General features: G+C 33.3%; 12 protein-coding genes. 5 read left to right on the top strand and 7 right to left on the bottom strand.

The genetic code is table 11. The annotated features are described in order from the left end of the window. Nucleotides 1-85 precede the first annotated feature (85 nt). A complete protein-coding gene (locus M4I21_RS03665; RefSeq protein ID WP_072301835.1) occupies nucleotides 86-1,213 on the top strand; it encodes a vWA domain-containing protein in 1,128 nt (375 codons plus the stop codon). 89 nt (nucleotides 1,214-1,302) lie between these two features. Further along, nucleotides 1,303-2,769 carry a MoxR family ATPase gene (locus M4I21_RS03660; protein ID WP_249557688.1) on the top strand — a complete coding sequence of 489 codons (1,467 nt, stop codon included), beginning with the start codon at nucleotides 1,303-1,305 and terminating at the stop codon, nucleotides 2,767-2,769. A gap of 93 nt (nucleotides 2,770-2,862) precedes the next feature. Here M4I21_RS03660 and M4I21_RS03655 read toward each other — a convergent pair whose 3' ends face one another. After that, on the bottom strand, nucleotides 2,863-3,000 hold the full coding sequence (locus tag M4I21_RS03655) for a hypothetical protein (protein WP_249557686.1): 138 nt from the start codon (nucleotides 2,998-3,000) through the stop codon (nucleotides 2,863-2,865). A gap of 194 nt (nucleotides 3,001-3,194) precedes the next feature. On the opposite strand from M4I21_RS03655, the gene M4I21_RS03650 reads away from it, so the two are divergent. Both M4I21_RS03650 and M4I21_RS03645 read left to right on the top strand, forming a co-directional pair. Next, nucleotides 3,195-3,773, top strand: a complete 579-nt coding sequence (locus tag M4I21_RS03650) for a DinB family protein (protein WP_249557684.1) — start codon at nucleotides 3,195-3,197, stop codon at nucleotides 3,771-3,773. 37 nt (nucleotides 3,774-3,810) lie between these two features. Beyond that, nucleotides 3,811-6,663, top strand: a complete 2,853-nt coding sequence (locus tag M4I21_RS03645; RefSeq protein ID WP_249557682.1) for a M16 family metallopeptidase — start codon at nucleotides 3,811-3,813, stop codon at nucleotides 6,661-6,663. A gap of 83 nt (nucleotides 6,664-6,746) precedes the next feature. On the opposite strand, the gene M4I21_RS03640 is transcribed toward M4I21_RS03645, so the two are convergent. The 5 genes from M4I21_RS03640 to M4I21_RS03620 form a co-directional block, all read right to left on the bottom strand. Further along, nucleotides 6,747-8,369: a M1 family metallopeptidase gene (locus M4I21_RS03640; RefSeq protein WP_249557680.1), complete on the bottom strand. Its 1,623-nt coding sequence runs from the start codon at nucleotides 8,367-8,369 to the stop codon at nucleotides 6,747-6,749. A 112-nt stretch (nucleotides 8,370-8,481) separates the two neighbouring features. After that, nucleotides 8,482-8,937 carry an FKBP-type peptidyl-prolyl cis-trans isomerase gene (locus tag M4I21_RS03635; RefSeq protein WP_249557679.1) on the bottom strand — a complete coding sequence of 152 codons (456 nt, stop codon included), beginning with the start codon at nucleotides 8,935-8,937 and terminating at the stop codon, nucleotides 8,482-8,484. Between the two features lie 70 nt (nucleotides 8,938-9,007). After that, complete coding sequence (locus tag M4I21_RS03630) at nucleotides 9,008-10,345, bottom strand: M28 family peptidase (protein ID WP_249557677.1); 1,338 nt, start codon at nucleotides 10,343-10,345, stop codon at nucleotides 9,008-9,010. A 20-nt stretch (nucleotides 10,346-10,365) separates the two neighbouring features. Beyond that, nucleotides 10,366-11,532: an MFS transporter gene (locus M4I21_RS03625; protein WP_249557676.1), complete on the bottom strand. Its 1,167-nt coding sequence runs from the start codon at nucleotides 11,530-11,532 to the stop codon at nucleotides 10,366-10,368. A 58-nt stretch (nucleotides 11,533-11,590) separates the two neighbouring features. Beyond that, complete coding sequence (locus M4I21_RS03620) at nucleotides 11,591-13,798, bottom strand: bifunctional alpha,alpha-trehalose-phosphate synthase (UDP-forming)/trehalose-phosphatase (RefSeq protein WP_249557674.1); 2,208 nt, start codon at nucleotides 13,796-13,798, stop codon at nucleotides 11,591-11,593. Between the two features lie 102 nt (nucleotides 13,799-13,900). Here M4I21_RS03620 and M4I21_RS03615 point away from each other — a divergent pair, with 102 nt between their 5' ends. Further along, nucleotides 13,901-15,703 carry a glycoside hydrolase family 15 protein gene (locus M4I21_RS03615; protein ID WP_249557673.1) on the top strand — a complete coding sequence of 601 codons (1,803 nt, stop codon included), beginning with the start codon at nucleotides 13,901-13,903 and terminating at the stop codon, nucleotides 15,701-15,703. 77 nt (nucleotides 15,704-15,780) lie between these two features. On the opposite strand, the gene M4I21_RS03610 is transcribed toward M4I21_RS03615, so the two are convergent. Beyond that, complete coding sequence (locus M4I21_RS03610) at nucleotides 15,781-17,196, bottom strand: pyridoxal phosphate-dependent decarboxylase family protein (protein WP_249557671.1); 1,416 nt, start codon at nucleotides 17,194-17,196, stop codon at nucleotides 15,781-15,783. Nucleotides 17,197-17,348 lie beyond the last annotated feature (152 nt).

Genomic DNA, 17,348 nt, shown 5'->3' with positions numbered 1-17,348 from the left:
GCGTTCTGTTATTTAGCAAACATTTAATATAATTTCATTTCTGAAAACCAATGTTTAACTCAAAAATCCGTATTTTTATACTTGTATGAAGAATGATAAAATAAACAGAAAAGGTTTTGTTTTTAAAGAATACAAAGCCCCTTCACAAACTCCGTTTGAAAAGCTTTTTGATATATTTAAAGAGCTTATTACACATACATCTGGAGATTTTGATGAAGCTATAGATTGGTTGCGGGAGTTAGATAAAGAATATAAACTTACTACAGAAGACTATACCATAGACGATTTTATAGAAGACCTTAAAGCTAAAGGGTATATAAAAGAAGAAATAAAACCAGATGGTACTAATGGTACTGCTATTACGGCTAAAACAGAAAGAGCTATACGCCAGGCAGCACTAGATCAGATTTTTGGTAAAATTAAGCGTAGCGGTTCAGGGAACCATAAAAGCAAAGGTGTAGGTGCAGGAGATGAGCATACTGGAGATTTTAGAAATTACCAATTTGGAGATGCTTTAGATAAAGTATCTATGACGGAGAGTTTACGAAACGCGCAAATTAATAATGGTATTGATGATTTTAATTTAACTGAAGATGATTTGGTGGTTGAAGAAACAATGCATAAATCACAAATGAGTACGGTGCTTATGATAGATATTAGTCATAGCATGATTCTCTATGGGGAAGACCGTATTACACCAGCCAAAAAAGTTGCTATGGCCTTGGCAGAGTTAATAACTACGCGTTACCCAAAAGATACCTTAGATATTCTTGTTTTTGGTAATGATGCTTGGCCTATTAAAATAGCCGACTTACCATACTTACAAGTAGGACCATACCATACCAATACTGTTGCTGGTTTGCAGTTGGCAATGGATTTACTGCGAAGAAAACGTAATACCAACAAACAAATTTTTATGATTACAGATGGTAAACCTAGTTGTTTGCAAATGCCAGATGGTACATACTATAAAAATAGTGTTGGTCTAGACGAGGATATTATTAATAAGTGTTACGGAATGGCACAACAAGCAAGAAAGTTGCACATACCTATAACTACGTTTATGATTGCGCAAGACCCGTATTTAATGCAATTTGTAAAGGCATTTACCCAAGCAAACCAAGGAAAAGCATTTTATACTGGTTTAAAAGGATTGGGAGAAATGATTTTTGAAGATTACGAAACCAATAGAAAAAAACGAATTAAAGGATAAAAGAATTAAGAGCGTAGCGTTAAGAAAAAAGATAATTATAATCAAGTCGGTTTTCTTAAATCTATTAACCTCATTTCTAAAAATAAAATATGAAAATAGATACAATTAAAACACTAGGCGAATTAAAAAAAGCCGGATACCAAAGCAAGTCTATAAAAGACGAGTTAAGAGATAATTTAATAGAGAAAATTAAAAATAAAGAAGCAACGTTTACTGGTATCCACGGGTACCAAAATACAGTAATACCAGAATTAGAACGAGCTATACTTTCTAGACACAACATTAACTTATTAGGTTTACGTGGACAAGCAAAAACACGTTTGGCTAGACTAATGCTTAATTTATTAGATGAGTATATACCGGTTGTAAAAGGATCTGAAATAAATGATGACCCATTACAACCAATTTCTAGATATGCAGTAGAGTTAATAAAAGAAGAAGGTGATAATACACCTATTACTTGGATGCATAGAAGTGAACGTTTTGCAGAGAAATTAGCAACGCCAGATGTTACTGTAGCAGATATTATTGGAGATGTAGATCCTATAAAAGCAGCAAACTTAAAATTAAGTTATGCAGATGATAGAGTAATACATTACGGGATGATACCGCGTGCCAATCGTTGTATTTTTGTTATTAATGAGTTGCCAGATCTACAAGCAAGAATACAAGTTGCTTTGTTTAATATTTTACAAGAGGGCGATATACAAATAAGAGGTTTTAAATTACGATTGCCCCTAGATATGCAGTTTGTATTTACAGCAAACCCTGAGGATTATACAAATCGGGGTAGTATTGTTACTCCTTTAAAAGATAGAATAGGATCGCAGATTCTTACGCATTACCCAGAAGATATAGAAACGGCTAAAATTATTACGGCACAGGAAGCTAAATTAGATAGCAGACAGTCAGACGCTATTTTAGTGCCAGATTTAGCTAAAGATCTTTTAGAACAAATTGTTTTTGAAGCACGTAAAAGTGAATATATAGATGCAAAAAGTGGAGTAAGTGCTAGACTTAGTATTACTGCTTTTGAAAACTTATTAAGTACAGCAGAACTTAGAGCTTTAAAAAACGGAGAAAATAAAACAACAGTTAGACTAAGTGACTTTATTGGTATTATACCAGCGATAACAGGTAAAGTAGAATTGGTTTACGAAGGCGAACAAGAAGGAGCAGCAAGTGTTGCCTATAATTTAATAGGTGAAGCGGTACAAACATTATTTGTAGAGTATTTTCCTAAGATTGAAAAACTTAAAAAGCAAGAAGATGCTAGTCCGTATGACGATGTAGTTTCTTGGTTCTTTAATAACGAAGCTGGTTTTGAGCTTTTAGACGATCTAAGTGATAAAGAATATACAAATATGTTAGATGCTGTATCTCCGTTAGATGATTTGCTAGGAGCACATCAACCAAAATTAAAAAAAGAAGAAAGCTATTTTGTAAAAGAGTTTATACTTTGGGGCTTGGTACAATTTAAGCAATTAAGTAAATACAGATTTACAGAAGGCATACAATTTAAAGATCCGTACAGTAATTATATAAGCGGGTTATAAGTAATTATACATATTTAGATTTTATATTAGAATCGTAGAGTTTTAGAATCTCTGCGATTCTTTTTTGTTTAGCTTCTTCTCTTTTAGCTTGATTTAGTTACTGTACATATTGTTTTTTTTGTATAATGGCACAAGGTTGTTGTAAGTACTAAAAGCAGTAAGGTTTTTAGTAAAATCTAATTGCGGGTTTGCGGGTATAACTCCACTTTCTATAGCATCTATCCAAAGCATACTTTCTTTTTCGTGATTTATCTTATCTCACATGATATAAATTCCAAAACTAATTTTTTGGTAGTCGCGTAACCACTCTAATCATTCTATAGTATTTTTAAAATAGAACTCTGGTTTTGTTTTCATTTTTTAATAGGGTGATATTTTACTATAAAGTTTAATGTATATTTATATCCAAAATTAAATAAAAATACATGCAACGTACATATACCTTCATTGTTTTAACCCTAATGATTATGATGTCTGCAAATGCGCAAGAGCAGTCTGCGCAAGACTTACCTTATTACCAAATACCAGACGCCCCAGAAAATTTTACAGCAGGTACAGTAGCAGCCAGAACTATAGATGCTTTGGGTTTTAGGTATTATTGGGCAACAGAAGGCTTACGATCAGAAGATTTAACATATAAGCCAAATGAAGAGGGTAGAAGTACAGGAGAAACTGTAGATCATATTTATGGTTTGTCTAAAATGATTTTAAAAACTACAAGTTTAAAGGTTGACGAAGATAAGAATCAAGAGCTAACGTTTGAACAAAAAAGAAAGCAAACACTAGAAAATTTTAAAAAAGCTAGTGATATTTTAAAAAATGCAACTGACCTAAAAGAGCACGAGTTGGTTTTTAATGAAAAATTTAAACTTCCGTTTTGGAATGCTATAAACGGACCCATTACAGATGCCATTTGGCATAGCGGACAAATAGTAGTAATGCGCAGAACATCTGGTAATCCAATGCCAAAAGGTGTAAATGTATTAATGGGAACTAAAAAATAATTACACTTAACTAAAAACTAATTCATCAATAAAAAAAATGAGAAAAATGAAACCTTTTTTAGCAGCATTAGCCGTGTTGTTTGTAGTCTCTTGTAAAGAGAAACCGGAACAGAAAACAGAAGAAATAGCAAAAACAGAATTTAAAGTAGAATATGAAAAATTTACTTTAGATAATGGTTTACAAGTTATTTTTCATATTGATAGGTCAGATCCTGTTGTGGCAGTGGCTTTAACTAGTCACGTTGGTTCTGCTCGTGAAAAAGTAGGTAGAACAGGTTTTGCTCACTTATTTGAACATTTATTGTTTTTAGAATCTGAAAACCTTGGTAAAGGTGGTTTAGATAAAATGAGTGCACGTATCGGCGGTTCTGGAGCAAACGGATCTACGAGTAGAGACCGTACAAATTACTACCAAACTGTTCCTAAAGATGCCTTAGAAAAAATGATTTGGGCAGAGGCAGATAAACTTGGTTACTTTATTAATACAGTTACAGACCCTGTTTTAGCTAAGGAAAAAGAAGTTGTAAAGAATGAAAAAAGGCAACGTGTAGATAACAATCCTTACGGGCACGTAAATTATGTGCAAACAAAAGCATTATATCCAGAAGGTCACCCGTATAGCTGGACGGTTATTGGGTCTTTAGAAGATTTGCAAAATGCTACATTACAAGATGTAAAAGACTTTTATAATAAATGGTATGTTCCTAATAACGTAACACTAACTATTGCGGGTGATTTTGATAAGGACCAAGCAAAAGCGTGGGTAAAAAAATATTTTAACGAAATTAAAAAAGGAGACGCAATTCCTGCTCTAGAGAAACAACCTGTTACATTGGCAGAAACTAAAAAGTTGTATTATGAAGATAACTTTGCTCGTTTACCACAATTATCTTTAACGTGGCCTTCTGTACCAGAGTTTGATAAAGATGCCTATGCATTAGATGTATTAACGTCTTATTTATCTTCAGGAAAAAAAGCCCCTTTATACAAGACATTAGTAGAGGAAAAGCAACTTACAGATTTTGTACGTATGTATAATTACTCATCAGAACTTGCGGGCGAGTTAACATTATCTGTTACTGCTTTTGATACTACAGAGTTATCAAAAGTGAATAGTGCTATACAAGAAGCATTTGCTACGTTTGAAAAAGAGGGTATTTCTGATGCAGATATAAGTAGAATTAAAGCAGGACAAGAAACAGATTTTTACAATTCACTTTCTAGTGTATTGGGTAAAGGGTTTCAGTTGGCGCAATACGAAATATTTGCAGGTGATCCTGGTTACGTTAGTGAAGATGTAAAAAACATTCTAGCAGTAACAAAAGAAGATGTTATGCGCGTGTATAATACGTATGTAAAAGGTAAAAACTTTATTGCAGTAAGTGCAGTGCCAAAAGGGCAAGCATCTTTGGTTTTAGAAGGCTCTACAAAAGCTGAGGTTGTAGAAGAGCAAATAGTAGAAGGTAAGGAAAGTAGTTTTGATCCTAGCATTGCTGCTACTTATGAGAAAACTCCTTCTAGTTTTGATCGTAGTATAGAGCCGCCATACGGATCTAGTCCAGATGTAAAAGTCCCAGATGTATACAAAGAAGAACTTTCTTCTGGTATTAAGGTTTTTGGTATAGAAAATAACGAAGTGCCATTAGTACAGTTTAGTATTAAAATTAATGGTGGTATGTTGTTAGAAGATAAAAATAAAATTGGTGTTTCTAATTTAGTAGCTTCTATGTTAACTAAAGGAACAAAAAATAAAACACCAGAAGAGTTAGAGAATGCAATAGAGAGTTTAGGAGCAAGTATTAATGCATCTGCCAACGACCAGTATATTACAATATCTGGTAATAGTTTAGCTAAAAACTACACTAAAGTAATGGAGCTTGTAAATGAAATTATTTTAGAAACACGTTGGGATGCTAAAGAGTTTGCACTTTTAAAACAAAGTACTATTAGCCAGTTGCAAAGAGCACAAGCAAACCCTAATAGTATTGCTAGGGATGAGTTTTCTAAAGTACTTTATGGCAAAGACAATATTTTAGCGAATAACAATGCTGGTACAACGGCATCTGTAAAGGCAATAACATTAGAAGATTTACAAAACTATTACAAAGCTAATGTATCGCCAACAGTCGCTAGCTTTCATATTGTAGGAGATATTACAACTGCAAATGTAACGGCATCTTTAGAAACGTTAAATACAAAATGGGAAAAGAAAGATGTGAATGTGCCAACGGTTATAGCAGCTAAAACTCCAGAGAAATCTAAAGTATATTTTTACAATGTACCAGATGCTAAGCAATCTGTTCTTTTGTTTGGAGCACCTGCAATAGCAGCTACAGATAAAGATTATTACCCAGCACAGGTAATGAACTATAGATTGGGAGGTGGTAGTTTTGCTTCTCAATTAACACAAGAGCTTAGAGAGGGTAAAGGATATACATACGGAGTACGCTCTAGCTTTAGTGGAGATAAAACTGCAGGTTTGTTTACAGTTTCTAGTGGTGTACGTACAAATGTAACTTATGAGGCTTCACAATTAATTAAGGATATTTTTAATAATTACAGCAAAGGTTACAACCAAAACGATTTAGATGTGTCTAAAGGATACATGATAAAGAGTAATGCAAGAGCTTTTGAAACTATGGACTCTAAATTAAATATGCTACTTAATATTAGTACTTATAATTATCCTGTAGATTATGCTAAGCAAAGGGAGCAAGGGGTAAAAAACATGTCTGTAGAAGATGTAAAAGCGTTAGTAGACGAGTATGTTAATCCTGATAAAATGATTTACTTAATTGTAGGTGATGCTAAAACACAGCTTAAAAATCTAGATAAGTTAGGTTATGGTGAGCCAGAATTATTAAATCCTGATGAAATATTAAAAGACTAAACCACAGTTTTAAACCTAAAAAAATCCGCTTTACACCTTGTAAAGCGGATTTTTTTTATTCTGAAAAGTAACATATTATTTATTTAAATCTTTTTTAGATTGATGTAAAAATTAGGATTAAAAACAACAGTAGCGTTTGCAGAAGAAACTTTAGTTGTTTTCCAATCAACAGAAGGGAATATCCATTGTTCTTTTTGGTTAATTACTACTTTTAAAGGCATCTCAAAATCAGCTACAGTATTGGTATACCTATACTTTAGGTTGTTGTTTTCTAATTTATATTCTAAGTTAGGAATGCGTGTGTCTCTTAAATACTGATTAAAAACGGTAGTTAAGTCTATTCCAGATTGATGACTTAAGTAGTCTTCAATTTGTTCTGTAGTTACAACAGAATGGTAAAATTCTTTATTTAGACCTCTTAGAATACGTCTCCATTTTTCATCATTATCTACCAATTGTCTAATAGTATGTATCATATTAGCACCTTTAAAGTACATATCACCAGAGCCCTCGTCGTTTACATTGTAATGACCAATAATAGGTATGTCATTAGCAATATTTCTTCGTAAGCCAATAATATATTCATTAGCAGCTTGTGTGCCGTAGTAATAGTCTAAAAATAAACTTTCAGAGTACGTTGTAAAGCTCTCGTGAATCCACATATCTGCAATATCTTTATTGGTAATATTGTTTGCAAACCATTCGTGACCAGATTCATGAATAATTAGATAATCGAACTTTAGCCCCCAGCCAGAACCAGAAAAATCGTTACCCATATACCCTTGCATATATTTATTGCCATACGTAACAGAGCTTTGGTGTTCCATTCCTAAATATGGTGCTTCAACTAGTTTGTAGCCGTCTTCATAAAAAGGATAAGGCCCAAACCAATGCTCAAAAGCTTTCATCATTTTAGGAGCATCTTTAAAATGTACTTTCGCCTTTTCTAAATTATCACGTAGCACATAATAATTCATGTCTAAAGGACCTTTTTCACCTTGATACACTTCAGAAAAATGTACATAATCACCAATATTAACATTAACACCATAATTATTAATTGGGTTTTTAACGACCCAATGAGATGTTACTGTGTTTGCATGTTCTTCAATTTTTTCTAGCCTTCCGTTAGAGATATTAGATAAATCTTTAGGGTTTGTAACGCTAATGCGCATACTATCTACCTCGTCGTACATATGGTCTTTGTTTGGCCACCAAACACTAGCGCCTAAACCTTGACAAGATGTAGCAACAAATGGCTTTCCATTTTCATCTTTAGACCAAGAAAAACCACCATCCCAGGGAGCGTTTACAGCTTCTTTTGGACTGCCTTCATAATACACAACAATTTCGTTCACAGCACCAACTTGTTGCTTTTGTTTTAGTTTGATAAAATGAGCATTTATAGCTGAGGTAAATTTTAGTTTTTTACCTTTTTGCATCACTTTTGTAATCTTTAAGGGCGGTTGCAAATCTACCTGAAGCACTTGGTTATTTTCTAAAACAGTATATCTAATAGTATTTTTACCAGAAATATATTTCTTAGCAGGATCTACAGTTACATCTAAATCGTAATAATTTAGATCCCACCAAATACGTTCTGGTGTAATAGTGCCACGTAGCGTGTCGGTTTTTGTAAATGTTTTTTGAGCTATAACACCAAAGCTAAAAAGAATGGCAGCGCTTAGTAAAAAAGTTTTTTTCATAAGAGTAGTAGTTGTTAGTCTTACAAATATATACTTATCTAAAGTTCTTATAAAAGGAAAAAGCCATTAAAAAGTTTCCTCTTTAATGGCTTTATAATATTGTAAAGTGTGCTTAGTTCTGGTTAACGCTAAGTAAGTTTATATCAAAAACTAAAACAGCCCCTCCTGGTATAGAACCACGACCGCTATCTCCGTATCCTAATCTAGATGGTACAAGTAAAATACCGTTACCACCTTCTTTAAAATAAGTAATACCTTCCGTCCAACCAGCAATTACTTGTTGTAAGTTAAAAGAAATACCGTTAGCATCACTTTCATCAAAAGTATTACCATCTGTAAAATATCCTTTGTAAGCTACAGTAACATCAGATGTTGTAGTAGGTCTTAAGCCTGTTCCTTCGTCATTAATTACATAATATAAACCTGTTGGACTTTTTAAAGCCGTTAAGCTATTGTCCTCTATGTAAGCTTTAATTTCTTTTTCGTTTTTTTCTGTGTAATCTACATTGTCATCGTTTTTACAAGAAATAAATAATGTAAAAACTAGTATTAGTATTCCGTATTTCATTTGTGGTGTTTTTTTAGCTGAGCAAATATAGCTCTTTAGCTTAGAATTTAATTTTAAAATTAAGTTAATGTTATCTCATAATCTGGTTTGGAAAAACAACAACACTCTCAAAACCATCTTTGCCAACAGCAGCAACGCCAAAAAATGAATTATCTATAACAATACCTTTTAATATTTGTTCTGTTACATTGCCAACATATTTACTATGGTCCCAAGTAGGTGAGGTGGTGTCTCTCCAGTATATTTTATAACCTACCGCACCCTCTACAGCAGACCACTCAAATTTTGCAGAAGCTTCTACAATACCACCAATTTTCACGGTTTTAGGGGCAGGTGGCGCCCAAGCTAAATTTGCCATTGTTAGTGCATTTACAGCAGTTAGTTTTTTAGCATATCCAAAATTAACGTGTTCTACAACATCCCCATAAGCAATACCATTCTCGGTTCTAATATCTTGGTGTTGTTGTGTGTAATTTTCATGCGCTTCCATAATACGTATTCCTGGAAAGCCAAGGTCGTTAAAAGGTCTGTGATGACCACCTCTACCAAACCTATCTAGTCTGTAAATCATCATAGGATTCATTTCTGGCATATATGTTTTTACATTTTTGTGAATGTAGCGAGCTAATTGACGAGAAATACCATCTACTTCACCTCCATAAAAACGTCTTGCTTTACGTTGTCTTTCTGTTTCGTTAGCAGGTACAGGTTCAGAAAAAATTCTAAAATCTCTATTGCTAATAACGCCGTCTACCCCTTTAATATTCCCAATCATGTCATTGTTAAGAATGCCAATAATTTCCCATTCTTTTTCTTGTGCATATGCAGCTAAACCGGCGCCGCCAAATAAACCCTGTTCTTCACCAGATAACCCAACGTATATAATGCTATTTTCAAATTTGTATTTTGATAAAACACGGGCAGCCTCCATAGTACCAGCCATACCGCTAGCATTGTCATTTGCTCCAGGAGCATCTGTAGTAAAATCCATAGTGTCACTAGCGCGCGAGTCTATATCGCCACTCATTATTATATATCTGTTAGGGTATTTTGTGCCTTTTTGTATCGCAACAACATTAACAACCCAGGCGTCGTGTGGTACTCTATTGTTTCCTTTTTTTGTAACAAAATCTTTCTGATAAAATACATTTAAACAATTACTACATTGGGAAGACATGTTATCAAATTTAGATTTTATCCATCTTCTAGCTGCACCAATTCCTCTGGTGTTAGAAACAGTGTCACTAAACGTATTTCTAGTTCCAAAATTAGCAAGAGTAGTTACATCACTTTTTATACGCTCTTCCGATACGGAATTAATGATATCATAAATTTTAGAGCTTGTTTGGGCGCTAAGTACTATTGTTCCAAACAGAAATAAGAGCGAGAATAATTTTTTAAGAGTCATTTTTTTAGTTTTTATGTGAGTTAGTTGTATTTCTTTTTTAGCAATGCGAATAAGCCAATTAATGGTCCAACTCCTAAAAATAAGAAAATTAAAGGAGTATTTATTTTAGTAGTTAAAGCAGCTAAAAGTTGAATACTAATAATACTAATAGCAAACCCTATAGAATTTACAATAGTTAAAGCGGTACCTTTTAACTCTGCTGGTGCTGCTTGCGCAACAAGACTAGAAAATTGGGGCGAATCTGCGGTTACTGCCATTCCCCAAACACACCAACCAATGAAAAAGAATACTGCAGGTAGCTGAAATAATAAGGGAGATATAAAACAAAATACCCCAGAGATAAATAAAGAAATAACGGCAACTTTGTAACTGCCATATTTTTTAGAAAAGTAACCTCCAAGAGCACAAGAAAATGCCCCTAGTGCAATAACTATAAAAGTTAGTAATGGTACAGAATAGTTTATGTTTTGTATGCTGTTTATTGTTTTTATGGCTAATGGTGTGAAGGCCCAAAAAGCGTACAGTTCCCACATATGCCCAAAATAGCCTAGTGCAGCTTTAGAGAATATGGGATTCTTAAATAGTTGTATTCCTGCTTTTAGTTCTAATTTAGAGCTTTGTTTTCTAAACGGACCATTAGGAACAAGTAGTAGAACAAGTAAGCCTCCTAAAATAGCGAGTATAGAAGTTGCTTGTACTATAGTTTGATAATTGCTACCCCAGCCTAAGCCACTTATTAAAAAAGGAAAAGCTGTGCCTAAAACAAGTGCACCAACCAAATAGCCTAATGCTTTCCCAAGTCCGTCTTTATAATAATCAGAGGCTATTTTCATACCTACAGGGTAAATTCCTGCTAAGAAAAAACCAGTGCCAAAACGTGCTCCTAAAATATGCCATTTTGTAATAGTATCTGCCAGCAAACTAAAATTACAAAGCGCAGCACATAAAGCGCAAATAGCAAAAACTTTAGAAGGAGAAAACCGGTCTGCAATCATTAATAAAGCAAAGACCAAAGTACCTAAAATAAAACCCAATTGTACAGAAGATAGAACATAGCCAATAATACTATCTCCTAAGCCTGTTTTTAAGGCTAAATCGTCTACAATGGCATTGCCAGCAAACCATAAAGATGTACACGCAAATTGCGAGACTATTAATAATGGTAAAATATAAACTTTCCTTGTCAAGTTACTAATTTTAGGTTTTTGGTTGGTCGTACAAAAGTACTAAACCTAAAGCCTAAAATTATTCTAAAAAGCGTTTCAGTAATTTACGTACATCTGCAGTGCCATCTACAAAATATTTTGCTTGTGTTTTTTGGTGCCCTACTTTTACCGTAATAGCACTTTCTGGTAGTTCTTGAAACATAAACTCATCTGTCCAATCATCACCTATAGCAAAAACAAAATCATAGGCATCATCATTATAAACACGCATGGCAGCACGTCCTTTGTTTACGTTGCTACTTTTTATTTCCATTACTTTATTACCGTTTAACACGCTTAAATCGTCATTAGCAATTAAACTAGTTAGTACAGTATTTAATTCTGTAGCTCTTTTGTTTCCAAAATCTGGATCGGTTTTTCTGTAGTGCCAAGCTAAGGAGTAATTTTTCACTTCAATAAAACTACCAGGCGTACGGTCTACAAAAGATTCTAAAACAGGATGAATTTTTTGCATCCATTCCTTTTTTACATTCTCTAGCATTCTAAACTCTTCTCCGTTTTGAGAAATCCAAACACCGTGTTCTACAATCATATTATACTTTTTATGCAAAAACCACTTGGTAAAAGTTTCTTTATCTCTACCGCTAATTAAATACATATCTGTATTTGGTTGTGCAGCTATATTATCTAGTAAATCGTATAACTCTTCATCTGGACTAGCCTTTTGTGGATCATTCTTAAAAGCAGCTAAAGTACCGTCGTAATCTATAAATAGCAGTCTCTTTTTAGCAGATTTATAATTTTTTTCTACAGTATTTAAAAGTTCTTTTCCTAGTTTTTTAGATACGTAAGAAATGCTGTTTTCTTTTTGTTCTTTTAAGGAATTAACAAAATCGTTAGCCCATTTTTCAACATTGTAACGTTCTAATCTCTTTTGTAGAATATCATTGCGTTCTTGTTGTTCTTCAATAGGCATATTAATTGCTTGTTGCAAGGCGTCTACAGTCTGTTCAAAATTATTTGGGTTAATTAGTAGTGACTCATTCATCTCATTAGCAGAGCCAGCCATTTCACTTAAAATTAAAACGCCGGTTTTATCTGTTCTTGTCGCAATGTATTCTTTGGCTACAAGATTCATACCATCACGAATAGGAGTAAGCCAAGCAATATCACAAGAGGTATATAAATCTATTAAGTTTTCAAACGGCATAGATCTGTAGAAATACCAGATTGGTGTCCAGTTTACAGTAGAGAATTCTCCGTTAATTCTACCTACTAATTCATCAACTTCTTTTTTTAATAATTGGTATTGTGGTACGTTAGATCTAGATGGTACAGCTAAAATGATTAGCCTAACTTTTTCTTTGTATTCAGGGTGCTTATTTAAAAAGTATTCAAAAGCGTTTAATCTTTTTGCAATTCCTTTTGTATAATCTAATCTATCTATAGATAAAATTAGTTTGGCATCTTTTGTAGATTCTTTGTGTGAATTTAATCGTTGTTGAAAGTCTGATTGCTTTTCTCTAACGTTTAGTGAATTTGCTTTGCCCGCTTCACTAAATTTTTTGTAATCTATTCCCATAGGAAAAGAATCTACTTTTACAATTCTATTTTCTATATGTACTTCATTAAAACTAACATCTAAACCTAGTAAACGTCTAACCGAGCTTAAAAAATGTCTTTCATAATCGTACGTATGAAAACCAATTAAATCTGACCCTAGCAGACCTCTTAAGATTTCTTCACGCCATGGTAGTGTTCTAAATATTTCATAAGAAGGAAAAGGAATATGTAAAAAGAAACCAATAGAAATGTCTGGTTTCTTTTCTTTAACCATCTGAGGGACTAACATTAGTTGGTAATCGTGGACCCAAATAATATCATCATCATCTGCTTTGGCTATAATTTCATCTGCAAATTTTTGATTTACCGCTTTGTATATTTCCCAATTATCAAGTTCAAACTCTGAATATTCTAAAAAATAATGAAATAATGGCCAAATTGTTCTGTTACTAAAACCAAAATAAAAACCATCTACCTCTTCTGCATTTAATTTAACTTTTGCGCAACCGTGATCTTTTAAAGTAGCATCTATCTTACTTTCTAAATTTTCGGGTATATTTTCATCCGTTAAACCGCTCCATCCTATCCATAAATCGTTACTTCCAGAGTGTACAGATTTCATCCCTGTTGCCAATCCGCCAACGCTGGGTGTTGTTTTTATTTCATTATTATGAATTTCCAATTGTACTGGTAGTCTATTTGAGATAATGATAGTTTTACTCATAAATCGGTATTTTTTGGTAGTATTTAATTGATTTTTGTATAAATTTCGATAAAATTGGTAATAAAACCTACTAATTAGAAATGTTTAACCCTAATTTATTATATGGATAATTTAGACTATGGAATTATAGGAAATTGTAGAAGCGCAGCCCTTATCTCTAAGAATGGTGCAATAGAATGGAGTTGTTTACCTGCATTTGATTCTTCTTCGGTTTTTGCTAAAATTTTAGACGAGAATAAAGGAGGTAGTTTTGAAATCCTAACAAGTAGTGATTATAAAATTACACAGAATTATATAAAACAGACGGCAATATTAGTTACCACATATAGTAATGGTGAGCATATTTTTGAAGTACGTGATTTTATGCCTCGTTATAAGACCGAGGATGGTTCTTATTACTCGCCTCCAGAAATTGCACGTTATTTACGGTATGTTTCTGGTAAACCAACTTTTAAAGTGTTGTATAACCCTAAGTTAGAATATGCGGCTGGTGAAACAAAAACATATATTAAAAAGGACTTTATTACGAGTTTAACTCACGGAGAAAAATTTGATACCGTTTTTTTATATACTTCATTTAATAAAGAACATGTAGTAGGTGGTAATGAAATAGAACTAACTGAAGATGGTTATTTTTTGTTTGGTTACAACGAGAAGATTTTTTTACCAACAGTAAAAAATGTTTATTTAGAGCAGCAGCGTACTAAGGTTTATTGGTTAAACTGGAGTGGAAAAATACCGAATTACGAATTATATAATGACGAAATAAATAGAAGTTCTATAACTTTAAAGCTATTAACTTACGATAAAACTGGAGCCGTTTTAGCAGCAGCAACAACCTCTTTGCCAGAGACAATAGGTGAAGTAAGAAACTGGGATTACCGTTTTTGTTGGATTAGAGATGCATCAATGGTTATAAAAGTTATGTCCGAACTAGGACATAAAAATGTAGCCAAAAGATACTTGCAATTTATTATAAACCTTATACCAGATAAGGATGAGAAGTTGCAAATAATGTATGGTATTAATGGTGAAAAACAACTAACGGAAGAAACCTTAGAACATCTAGAGGGTTACAAAGGGTCTAAACCTGTACGTGTTGGTAACGCAGCCTACAAGCAAAAGCAGAACGATATTTATGGCATTCTTATGGATGTTATTTACGAACAGCTTGTTAAGTTTTCTACCGATTTAGAAAATGGAGAAGATTTGTGGGGTATAACAAAAGGTATTGTTTGGATTGTAGAAAAGCACTGGAAAGAAGCAGATAAAGGTATTTGGGAATTTAGGGCAGAAGATCGTCACTTTACATTTTCAAAAGTGCTATGCTGGGTCGCAATAGATAGAGCTATTAAAGTTGCTAGAATCTTTGATAAAAGCCACAAAATTGAAAAGTGGACCAAGTTAGAACAAGAAATTAAACGGGATATTCACGATAATGCTTGGAATGACGACGTAAATGCATTTACACAGTCCTACGGGTCTACAGATTTAGATGCTTCTGTTTTGTTAATGGAATCTTACGGATTTATACACGCTAAGCATCCAAAGTTTGTTGCAACAGTTAAAGCTGTAGAAGAAAACCTATGTAATGACGGTTTGTTATATAGATATAAGAATGAAGACGATTTTGGACTCCCATCTTCATCTTTTACTATTTGTACATTCTGGTTTATAAACAGTTTGTTTAAAATAGGTGAAGAAGAAAAAGCACGTATGTATTTTGATAAGTTACTAGGGTATAGCAACCACTTAGGTCTGTTTAGTGAAGATGTCGATTTTAAAACAAAAAGACTTTTGGGTAATTTCCCTCAAGCGTATTCTCATTTAGCTTTAATAGAATGTGCTCTTAATTTTTCTGCAAAAAAAAATGAAGAAAAAATACTTGAATCTATGAGAGAGTAGGGTAGTGGTTTTTTCATTATTGTATTATAAAAAAGATCCCTTACATCATTGTAAGGGATCTTTTTTGTCTGCATATTTTAGTTTACTTCTTCTAATACACGATCTAGCAATTGTTGTAAATGTGCTTTAGTTGTAAACGGATTCATTATTGTTACTCGTAAATAATGCATACCTCTTAGTTTTGTTTGTACAATGTAAAATTCGCCTTTTTCTAATATAGATTGACGAATTTTTTCATTTAAAGAGTTCGTTTCTTTTTCTGACAAATGCGCGTCAACGTATCTAAAGCAAACTATATTTGAAGCCGGTTGTACCGCAATTTCAAAATTAGGATTAGCAGTAACCATTTCTGCAAATTGATGCCCTAAGTCGTAAAGCGTAGTAACATATTCATCAAAAATTTCTTCGCCATACGTTTTTAAAATAGTGTACCAATGTATACACGCCATTGTTTTTGTGCACTCAAAGGTGCGTTTGGCAATATTATACCAATCTTCTTCTATAGATTCTTCTAGTAAATAATCTGCTTTCTGACTAAATGTTGCGTGAGACGTGCTGCCATCTTTAAAAAGTAGAGCAGTGGTTAACGCTGGCATCATCATCATTTTATGACCATCTATTACAATAGAATCTGCTTTCTCAATTCCTTTTACCGTATGCTTATAGGTTTTAGAAAAGATAGCGGCACCGCCGTGAGCACCATCTACGTGAAACCATATATCTTTTTGAGTACTAAAATCTGCAAGGGCTTCTAAATCGTCATAAATACCGGTAGAGGTAGATGGAGCACTGCCTATAATGGCAAATATTTCTATTCCATTACTTTTTGCTTTCTCGTATTCTTTATCTAGCAAGTTAATATCCATATTAAAATTAGAAGTAGATGGTATTTTTATAATCCCAGCATCGCCTAATCCCATAATTCTAGCAGCTCTATCTACACAGTAATGTGCTTCTTCACTAACCATAATTCCTAATGCGTTAGAACTTCCTTGTCTCCATACGTTTGTAGCTGCTTTTGCTTTACGTGCTGCAAGTAACGCTGTTAAGTTGGCTAATGTGCCGCCAGAGGTTAATATGCCGTTAGAAGCTGTTGTATAGCCTAATTTTTTACAAATGTAATCTGTAACAATGCGTTCTATGGCAGATGCTGCTACACCCATTTCATAAACAGCCATTCCATTATTTAAAGATGCACTTAGCATTGCAGTAAGAGCTGTTATAGGCAAAGTTGGTGTTACTTGATGTCCAATATATTTAGGATTGTGTACGTGTATTGAGTGACCAATAATAGTACTAAATAAATTTTCTTCATCTCCGTTTTTTAAATAGTCTTTCCAAAAAATATGTTCGTCGTTAGGCTGACTCCAATGTATAACCTTGGTGTTTTTTTCTTGAATTGTATTTTCAAAATGATCGGCTAATTGGTCTATTAAATCGTGACCTCTTTTTCTGAAATTTTCTGGACTATAAGCTTCGGTTAATTTTTTCAATCTATAAGAATTAAACAGTTGTTGTAAAATTAAGCCTTTTAAACAAAAAAAACCATCAGCAAAAACTGATGGTTTGTTAAATCTCTGCTTTGTAAGCTTCAATTCGAATTAGTCAATCTTCATTCTTACCTGCTAAAATGAGTAAGAACGGC

Origin of the sequence: Cellulophaga sp. 20_2_10 (assembly GCF_023476645.1) — a bacterium.
Classification (GTDB): domain Bacteria; phylum Bacteroidota; class Bacteroidia; order Flavobacteriales; family Flavobacteriaceae; genus Cellulophaga.
This window is presented reverse-complemented; position numbering and strand designations above follow the sequence as displayed.